The sequence below is a fragment of the Paenibacillus sp. E194 genome (assembly GCF_000935845.1).
Taxonomy (GTDB): Bacteria; Bacillota; Bacilli; order Paenibacillales; family Paenibacillaceae; genus Paenibacillus_B; species Paenibacillus_B alvei_B.
Genome location: NZ_JMDX01000228.1, coordinates 1 through 8,981, shown reverse-complemented (window position 1 = coordinate 8,981; position 8,981 = coordinate 1). Strand labels below are relative to the sequence as shown.

At 50.3% G+C, this 8,981-nt stretch carries 9 protein-coding genes; all 9 read left to right on the top strand.

Annotated features, from left to right (window positions below; translation table 11 throughout):
- On the top strand, positions 1 to 904 hold a 904-nt coding region (locus AZ66_RS23255), incomplete at its 5' end, for an amidohydrolase (protein WP_044357032.1).
- A 217-nt stretch (positions 905 to 1,121) separates the two neighbouring features.
- Positions 1,122 to 1,547: a CBS domain-containing protein gene (locus AZ66_RS23250; RefSeq protein WP_021262573.1), complete on the top strand. Its 426-nt coding sequence runs from the start codon at positions 1,122 to 1,124 to the stop codon at positions 1,545 to 1,547.
- Positions 1,548 to 1,709: 162 nt separating this feature from the next.
- Positions 1,710 to 3,416 (top strand): DNA repair helicase XPB, encoded by a 1,707-nt coding sequence (locus AZ66_RS23245; RefSeq protein ID WP_021262572.1) that lies wholly within the window; start codon positions 1,710 to 1,712, stop codon positions 3,414 to 3,416.
- The gene (locus AZ66_RS23240; protein WP_044357031.1) at positions 3,376 to 5,355 is read left to right on the top strand and encodes a helicase-associated domain-containing protein; all 1,980 of its coding nucleotides are present in this window, start codon (positions 3,376 to 3,378) and stop codon (positions 5,353 to 5,355) included. The genes AZ66_RS23245 and AZ66_RS23240 overlap by 41 nt, the downstream gene beginning before the upstream one ends.
- A 91-nt stretch (positions 5,356 to 5,446) precedes the next feature.
- The gene (locus tag AZ66_RS23235) at positions 5,447 to 5,866 is read left to right on the top strand and encodes a YlbF family regulator (protein ID WP_021262570.1); all 420 of its coding nucleotides are present in this window, start codon (positions 5,447 to 5,449) and stop codon (positions 5,864 to 5,866) included.
- Positions 5,867 to 5,896: 30 nt separating this feature from the next.
- Complete coding sequence (locus AZ66_RS23230; protein WP_044357030.1) at positions 5,897 to 6,160, top strand: YlbG family protein; 264 nt, start codon at positions 5,897 to 5,899, stop codon at positions 6,158 to 6,160.
- A 208-nt stretch (positions 6,161 to 6,368) separates the two neighbouring features.
- The gene (locus AZ66_RS23225; protein ID WP_021256666.1) at positions 6,369 to 6,806 is read left to right on the top strand and encodes a hypothetical protein; all 438 of its coding nucleotides are present in this window, start codon (positions 6,369 to 6,371) and stop codon (positions 6,804 to 6,806) included.
- Between the two features lie 186 nt (positions 6,807 to 6,992).
- Complete coding sequence (locus AZ66_RS23220; RefSeq protein ID WP_044357029.1) at positions 6,993 to 7,907, top strand: selenium metabolism-associated LysR family transcriptional regulator; 915 nt, start codon at positions 6,993 to 6,995, stop codon at positions 7,905 to 7,907.
- Positions 7,904 to 8,851, top strand: a complete 948-nt coding sequence (locus AZ66_RS23215) for a PHP domain-containing protein (protein ID WP_044357028.1) — start codon at positions 7,904 to 7,906, stop codon at positions 8,849 to 8,851. The genes AZ66_RS23220 and AZ66_RS23215 overlap by 4 nt, the downstream gene beginning before the upstream one ends.
- Positions 8,852 to 8,981: the final 130 nt, after the last annotated feature.

Genomic DNA, 8,981 nt, shown 5'->3' with positions numbered 1-8,981 from the left:
CCGTTCACAGGTTGCCGGCGTGATGCATGCATGTGGTCATGATGGACATACGGCTACGCTGCTATCGGTAGCTAAGGTGCTGTCAGAGCATCGAAGCCATTGGTCAGGAGAAATACGATTGCTGTTCCAGCCTGCGGAAGAGGTAAGCCCTGGCGGAGCTCAGGCTATGATCCGTGATGGCGTGCTGGAAGGTGTAGATTGGATATACGGCGTTCATCTATGGACACCGATTTCTACAGGCATCATAGCTACGCGTCAAGGGCCGATGATGGCGGCTGTGGATGACTTCCGCTTGACGATTGCAGGGAAGGGCGGGCATGGAGGAATGCCGCATCTGTGCACAGATGCTGTATTAATCGGAGCCTCGCTTGTGCAGCAGCTGCAATCCATCGTTAGCCGCAACGTATCGCCGCTTCAGCCTGCGGTACTATCCATTGGCTCCATACAGGCGGGTACGACCCAAAATGTGATTGCAGAACGTGCGGAATTGAAGGGGACATTACGCTCGTTTGATCCGGATGTTCGCCAGCTGCTTCGTCAGCGCTTCGAGCGTATCGTAGAGCTGACTTGTGCAATGCACGAAGCTGAATATGATTTAGAATTTCGAGTTGGCTATCCGGCACTCGTGAATGACAACAGTGAAGCTGAGCGCGTCTTCCGCATTGCAGCAGAAGTGGTGGGGCAGGATTGTGTGGGGGAAGCGGAGATGATGATGCCAGCCGAAGATTTTGCCTATTACGTGAAGCAGATTCCAGGCTGCTTCGTACTTGTCGGAGCTGGAAACGAGGACTACGCTCGTTATCCACACCACCACCCGAAGTTCGACTTCGACGAGTCTGCCATGTTGCTCGCTGGTCAGATGTTGATCGGATTAGCTATGGATGCATTGGTCGAGAAAAAGTAGCCATTGGCTGCCTGTGATATAGTAGTATAGAATACGTAACAGACTCCATTGAATGAGAAGGAAATTGAACCAGCTAACCCCTTATTCAGCATTACGTACATGTCCAGCAATTACATACGTGGCTGAGCATTAGAGCGCACTATGCTGGGAGAATGGTTGGCTACCTTGGATAATTTCCTCCAATTGGGGCAACCTATGCCTGAATAGGAGGATGCTGATGTCAACGGTACAAGAGGTAATGACGACAACCTGTGCATCATGTACAGTATTGGATAACATCTACGAGGCAGCCGTCAAGATGAAGCAATACGATACGGGATTTATTCCGGTTGTTGACGGAGAACGACTCGTTGGGGCTGTAACGGATCGTGATTTGGTGCTTCGTGGCATTGCAGCCAAGCACCCTGGTTCCACACGGATTTCGCATATTATGACAGAAGAGATCATTAGCATATCACCGGATGCGACGATTGACGACGCAGCTGCATTGATGGCTGAAGAGCAAGTAAGACGTCTTCCTGTCGTGAAGAACGGCAAGCTCGTAGGGATCGTGTCCATCGGCGACTTAGCGAAACGGACGCCATTTGCGGATGAAGCAGGCCAGGCGCTCAGCGAGATTTCTGAATCGCCTTATACACATTAGGCAAGACATGTAACATGTACAGTTCATCTCGTCTTCTGTTATGAGGAGGGATGGACTTTTTTGCATTTTGTGTTAAGGACGGTTCAGGGATTCTTAATCATTGACGGACTACATAAGTAATGACCTTAGATAAAAATCAACAAGCGAAGGGAGGTGCGGCAAATGACGAAAGAGATGTTTACGCTCGCAGTTCAGCAAGACATGACGATACTGGTTAATGCGCAGTCCGATGGCTATTCAGTTGTACGCCGAGCTCTGTTAGGATTTGCCGAATTGGTGAAGAATCCGCACGGGCTGCATACCTTTCGAATGACCCCAATTACGCTATGGAATGCTGCGGCAAGCGGCAAGACTGCGGAGATGGTCTGCTCGGTGCTGGATGCTCATGCAACCTACCCTGTTCCTGTTAAGGCCAAGCAAGAGATCGCGATGTGGATGGGGCGGTATGGCTTATTCGTCCTGCACGGGGAAGAAAAGGAATCCAGCATTACCTTGCATGCTAAGGATGCGAAAGTGTTAGAGCGCATGTTGTCAGATCGAGAGGTCGGCAGATTGTTCACAGGGAAGCCGCAGGATGGAAGCGTCGCTATATTAGCGAAGCATCGTGGACGCTTGAAGCGGGCACTTGCTAACGCGGGGTATCCGGTTGTGGATCGGGTTGGATTCAGGGATGGGGAACCGCTAGATTTCCGGTTTCGAGATGAAGGGGGATTCCGAGTACGGGATTATCAGCGGGAAGCCGTACGAGCTTTTATCGGTAGTGAAGAACGTGCTGCGGGAGATGGCGTCATTGTACTACCATGCGGGGCGGGCAAGACAATCGTTGGGATTACGGCTATGACTGAGCTGCAAAGCGAGACCTTGATTCTTACATCGAACACAACTTCAGTGAAGCAGTGGAAGCGGGAAATACTGGCGCGAACGACCTTGTTAGATGAACAAATTGGCGAATATACGGGCAGAACGAAGCATGTGCGGCCGGTAACGATATCTACCTACCAAATGATGACTTACCGTCAGGACAAGGATGGGGAGTGCCAGCATATGCACTTATTCCATGAGCGAGATTGGGGGCTTATTATTTATGACGAAGTACATTTGCTTCCGGCTCCTGTATTTCGAACAACGGCAGATTTACAGGCAACTAGACGGCTTGGTTTGACGGCCACACTCGTCCGTGAGGATGGATGCGAACGGGATGTATTTTCCTTGATTGGTCCGAAGCGGTATGAGCTCCCTTGGAAGGAGCTGGAGCAGGATGGTTGGATTGCCGAGGTGGATTGTGTAGAGGTTCGTGTGCCCTTATCTGAGGCTGGCAGACGGCATTACCTTCAAGCCGGCGAGCGAGACAAGGCAAGAATCGCGGGAGAGAATGAATTGAAGATAGAGGCTGTAAAGCGCCTCCTTCAGCGCCATCCTGGTGTTCCAACCTTGGTTATCGGGCAATATTTGCAGCAGTTGGATCGGTTATCGCAGTCACTGAATGCTCCTGTATTGACTGGGAAGACGCCGCAAGAGGAGCGGGAGCAGTTGTATGCGCAGTTCAAGCAAGGAGCGATACAAGTGTTGATTGTCTCCAAGGTTGCTAATTTTGCTGTGGATTTGCCGGATGCTACGGTAGCGATACAAGTGTCTGGCAGCTTCGGATCAAGGCAGGAGGAGGCCCAGCGGTTAGGGAGACTGCTTCGTCCGAAGGCGGATGGGAGACAAGCGAGCTTCTATTCAGTTGTGAGCGAAGATACGAAGGAGCGGGATTACGCCTTGAAACGACAGCGGTTCCTTGTGGAACAGGGGTACCAATATGCAATTGAGCAACAGGAGGGCAGCCATGAATACGTATCAACTATGGAAGCGAACGGAACAGGATAAGGAGCATCCACGCAGCCAGCAGTGGAGAACATTCAACGACAATCCTGCTCGGATTGCCGAGGCATATGCAGCACTGTCTGAGGAGCATAGAGTCTCGTACGATGTCATGCTCGATCGAACCGCTACTCTCCCTTTCGCATTGGATTCCCTGCGCAAATGGCATGGTCCTCAGGCAACAGGGGCGATGCTGCGTGCTGCTTGCGGATCGTTGTTGAAGTCAGGTCTGTTGGCAAGTGTCCGAACATCCTGGGGAGAGCGACTTTTGTTCATTCCGAAGGACATATACGAGCATTTGCTTGCAATGCGTCTAGACGATGCGTTCTCGAAGTATGATTGCGTAATGGAAGGAGCGGGAATGGGAGATGCATTCCTGTATTCCCTTCATCCTCTCTCTGGGAGCGGTGTAATCTCGGTAGAAGCTTCCAAGGGGATGCTGACTGATTTGTTCCAAATGCTCGTATACGCCATGATTGAAGGCCTTCCGCTTACGGCTAAGGGGAACCTGCATAAGAGGGCGATCACACGGCTTGATTCCTTGCTTCGTTTGGATGGACAAGCACTTGCATTTTGGAACATCAAAATTCCGTTTTCAGAGTCGTTGCCCATTCATGTAGCCATCGTGCTGGATATGGCTCTCCGGCTTGGGCTGCTGCGTAAAGACCCAACTAGCTATGCGGTGCAGATTGAACAGTTGAAGTGGTGGTTCAGTTTGCCTTCGCACGAAGCACTTCGGGCTATAGCCGAAGTTGTGATTGAGCACTATTTGCCTAATGAGGCGTTGGCAAGACATATTGCTTATTCGGCACTCTATTGTGGAAGTTTGCGCAAGTGGAGCTCAGAAGAGAGCGTTGTGAACGCTTGTCGGCATCTTGGGTGGCTTGAAGATAAAGAACATACATATGAGGCGGTGCGGGAGCAAATTCGGGACTGGCTGAGAACAGCCCACTCCTTAGGGTTGTGCGATGTCGGTACGTCGGATGGATGCTGGATGTTCCGCAGAGTAGAACAGGAAGAAGGCGTACATCAACGCGTTCTATTCGTCCAGCCCGATTTTGAGATTATGGTGCCGCCTCACACCTCATCTCTCATTCGTTTCGAATTGGAGGTCTTTGCCGAGCTGTCGAAGTCCGATCAGATGGATACGTATCGCTTGACTCGTGATTCGTTCGAGAACGGATTGGAGCATGGCCGCTCCGTTCAGTCGGTTCTGTTGTTTCTAGAGAGCTGCTCGCTGACGGGAGTACCGGAGCATGTACGCGATGCAATCGAAATGTGGGGCCGTCAATACGGAAGAGTTCAGTTCGCAGAAGTCATTCTGCTTCGTTGTACAGATGCGGATACTGCCCAGGCTGTACAGTCCGCAATGGACAGCTCTGAGCCGCTCAAGAGATGGCTTATTCCCATAGGTGCCCTCGATTATATTGTCGATCGGGAACATGTTGATGAAGTATCCAATCAGCTGACACGCTTCGAGCTGCCGCCCTTGCAGCGCTGGGGTGGAGAAGAGCGGATGCGCATGCCATGTCTGTGGCAGGATGAGGTACGCGAACAAGAGGAACTGGAAGCAGATCATGAAGGGCCAGTTTACAGTCCATCCTCATTGCAGTATTATGAAATGGATACCGGTTCGATGGCGCAGGATGTTGATGAAAATAGCTACGACGATATTTCCAGCCAATGGACGAAGGCATTGCGGCCCTATCATACTTCAACGAAGCGTGATATGGTGATGGCCGCCATTCGGCATCAGACACAGCTTGAAGTCGAAGAAGAGGGGCGATCGCACGTGATTGTGCCGCTAGCCTCGAAGGTGTCCGATGACAAGAGCTGGGCGGTAACAGCTTACGTATTGCCGTGCCTGTCGAGCGACAAGCCTGTCAACCTGTCTCCTGAGAAGTGGGACAAGATTCGCTTGATCGTACCGGAGGGGCTGCTGTAGAATTGGACTGCTGTATGCCCTCAATCGCAATACTTTCAAAAGAATTGAGCGTGATAACGTGCCAATAGAAGAAAAGCAAGATGTTGCCGATATGGCCGTTCTGCTCACCAATGCATATGAATTAGGCGACATGATCAACCAGTCGATAGAGGTTGCCGATTATGTGATGTGGAAAGAACGCATGGAAGGCAATGAGCAGGTTAAGCAGCTCGTACGCGAATTTGCCCGTAAGAAGGAACGGTTTGAAGAAGCGGAGCGATTTGGTCACTTCCATCCCGATTATCATAAGGCGAAGGATGAAGTGCTCGCTGTACAGCATGAGCTGGAGTCTATAGAAGAAGTATTTCAATTCAAGCAAGCTGAGGAAGCAGTCGATAAGCTGCTGCACAACTTGTCAGAAACAATTGCTCTTGCAGTATCTGAGACGATCAAGGTGCCGAGCAATGATCCACAACCGAAAGGCGGATGTGGGAGCGGCGGTTGCAGCGGCGGCTGCAGCAGTTGTTCATAGCAGCTCGGCTAGGGGAAAGCGAGGAGAGTTATGATTCCTGAACGGACGGGGTACATCATTTGGGTAAACGATGTGAAAGCAGCGCGCAACTTGGATAAATACGGAACGCTTCACTATGTATCGAAGAAGATGCAGTATGCTGTTCTTTATGTAAATGCGGAGAAGGCAGAAGAGGCGGTCAAAAATGTGAAACGCTTGAATTACGTGAAGAAGATTGAGCGCTCGTATCGAAATGAGATTAAAACGGAATACAGTAAGGATGTTCCAGACAAAACTCGTTTTTACGGTATGTAAAATCAGATTAGAGCAGAATAGCAGAACTCTCCATTCTATTTGGAGGGGGCTGCTATTTTTTTTGTAATTTCCGATTTTATGTTAAAGATTTCCTAAAATGAAGGAAAAAGTTCTGTCTTGAACTTGTGAACAGTTGGCGCATCATGTAATATATTGGGTATATATACATAGATATAAAGACCTAACATGGTGGAGAGTGGTGAAGCCAATGAGAGATAAAGTAATGAATCGATGGAGCACCTATGAACCTTTCTATGTGTTGTTAGGCGATAAGAAAGTAGCCAATGTTGTCATTACGAATCATGCACGGGCTCGCTGGAATGATCGTATCGCCAAGGAAGAGGCGGATATTGAGTCTATAGCAGCGTTCATATGGGACAGCTTGAAGCAGAATCGGATCATCTCTTACTATCGCAATGAGCAGGATGTGTTCTTAATCGATGATGATTTGGTTGTGGTAGCAGAGTTCGTGGAATCGGACACGGAGTTCGATTTGGCAGGCGATCCATTGTCTAAGATGATCATCGTTACCTTTCTCGGCAAGATGTCGGAGACGATGGAACTGCGTGATTTGAAGACATATTATTCATGGCTGCGGCATTCGCGGCGCATGACGTTGGTGAAGAATAGCCGCAAACATAGATGAATGCTTTCTCGGGTTGCATCGCATATATAATAGGCCAATCAGATCATCTGATTGGTTTTTTTGATTTGGTAACAGCATCGAGCTGAGTTGGTGCCGCAATGATATCAGAGGGAGGAGAAGTCTTATTGCATCTTACGGATTTACGCTATAATAGAGCAGAAGAGTTAGGAAAGAGGGGAAAGGCGTATGGGGTTGAATTTCCATCAGCTGCATATTTTCTATAACGTCGCAACAAGAGGAAGCTTCTCGGCTGCTGCGCAAGCGCTGCATATGACCCAGCCGGCGGTAACGATGCAGATTCAGGCATTGGAAGAGTATTTCGGAACGAAGCTGCTGCACCGTTCTACGAAGAAGCTGCAATTGTCTGAGGCGGGCCATAAGCTGTTCCCTTATGCACAGCGTTGTATGGAGCTTGTTCGTGAAACAGAGGAAATAATGTCAAATTATACACTCGACTTGCATGGCAAGCTTGTGCTTGCAGCGAGTTTGACCATTGGTGAAAATATGTTGCCGCCGATCCTCGGCCATTTTGCCAAGCTGCACCCGCATTTGGACATCCATATGCGCGTGATGAACAGCTCGCAAATTGTAGAGGGGATTCGCAGTCAACAGCTGCATCTCGGGCTAGTGGAAGCTCCGGTAGCGGATAATGACATTCATGTCGAGCCGATTATGGAGGATGAACTGCTGCTGGTTGTGCCGCGGGATCACTCGCTGGCAGCGGTCAGTGAAGTGAAACTTGAGGACGTGCTGTCTTATCCATTTGTGCTGCGGGAAATGGGATCGGGTACGCGCATTGTGATGGAGGAAGCGCTTCGCCAGCACGGAGTTGAACCCGAGAAGCTCCATGTTGTGATGGAGCTAGGAAGCACGGGAGCGGTGAAATCTGCTGTAGAGGCAGGAATTGGCGTAACGATGCTGTCGCCGTATGTTGTACGGCATGAAGAAGCGCTCGGGCTGCTGAAGACTGTTCGTATTCAGCAGGTGAGCATGAAGCGACAATTTTATGCGGTTCATGCCCAAGTGGATCTGCTGTCGCTGCCTGCGACAGCACTGCTGACGATGCTTCGCAATCGACATGATAAGGAGCTATTACGATGAATAAGCGTGAGGATGACAATCAAGTGGATGAGACGATGTTGTTTGCAAGACAAGGAATGGGCGGTTCTAGTGTCGAGCCAGGCGGGGCGGATCTGCATACCCATACGATAGCTTCAGATGGGATGACATCGCCTGCCTATAATGTGCGGCTCGCTCATTTAGCGGGTCTGAAGGCTCTAGCGATTACCGATCATGACACGGTGCTTGGTGTGCCTGAAGCGATTGAGGCCGGCGCACAGTATGGGATTCACATCGTACCGGGGGTTGAGATCAGTACGGTGGAAGAAGGAATTGATATTCATGTGCTCGGTTATTTCTTAGATATTGAGGATGCGGAATTGCTGAAGCGGTTGGCTGATTTGAGAGCTGTGCGGGATCGCCGCAATGAAATGCTTGTAGCGAAGCTGACGGAGCTGGGAATTCCACTGACGATGGAGGAAGTAGTGTCCGAGCTTGGGCGGCCGCTGTCTCCAGGCGAGACGGTAGGACGTCCCCATATCGCGGATGCCTTGGTTCGTCGAGGAGTTGTTCGTAATATGAAGGAGGCTTTCGATGAGTATTTGGGTGCTGGCGGCAAGGCTTATGTGAACCCGCCGCGCATACGGCCACAAGAGGCAGTGCAATGGATTCATGAAGCGGGCGGTGCTGCAGTTATGGCACATCCGGGCATCTACCATCGTGATGATCTGGTCATTCAGTTGCTGGATGCGGCACCATGGGATGGCATAGAGGTCTGGCATTCGGATCATTCGGAAGAGGACGCGAAGCGTTATGGCGAGATGGCAAGTGCAAGAGACTTGCTGCAAACGGCAGGCTCTGACTTCCACGGAGCGCGCAAGGGGGATGTATTCCATGGGGCTTTGGGCGGACGTAGGGTTCATGAGCAAATGGTTCAGCAGCTTCAAGAGCGGTCAGAGCAATATCGAGCGGAGCATAGAAGCTAAATGAAAATGAACTAAGACCTAGCAAATTCGGGATACTCCTTTAACAGGATCAACATGAACGATCGAGTAGGAGGCTACACATTAGTTGAGTAGCCGACCTCTCACACCACCGTACGTTCCGTTCGGTATA

Excerpts from the sequence above, each read along its gene's own strand:
- AZ66_RS23250 (WP_021262573.1), top strand. The coding sequence starts at position 1,122 with ATGTCAACGGTACAAGAGGTAATGACGACAACCTGTGCATCATGTACA.
- AZ66_RS23245 (WP_021262572.1), top strand. The coding sequence starts at position 1,710 with ATGACGAAAGAGATGTTTACGCTCGCAGTTCAGCAAGACATGACGATA.
- AZ66_RS23240 (WP_044357031.1), top strand. The coding sequence starts at position 3,376 with ATGAATACGTATCAACTATGGAAGCGAACGGAACAGGATAAGGAGCAT.
- AZ66_RS23235 (WP_021262570.1), top strand. The coding sequence starts at position 5,447 with ATGGCCGTTCTGCTCACCAATGCATATGAATTAGGCGACATGATCAAC.
- AZ66_RS23230 (WP_044357030.1), top strand. The coding sequence starts at position 5,897 with ATGATTCCTGAACGGACGGGGTACATCATTTGGGTAAACGATGTGAAA.
- AZ66_RS23225 (WP_021256666.1), top strand. The coding sequence starts at position 6,369 with ATGAGAGATAAAGTAATGAATCGATGGAGCACCTATGAACCTTTCTAT.
- AZ66_RS23220 (WP_044357029.1), top strand. The coding sequence starts at position 6,993 with ATGGGGTTGAATTTCCATCAGCTGCATATTTTCTATAACGTCGCAACA.
- AZ66_RS23215 (WP_044357028.1), top strand. The coding sequence starts at position 7,904 with ATGAATAAGCGTGAGGATGACAATCAAGTGGATGAGACGATGTTGTTT.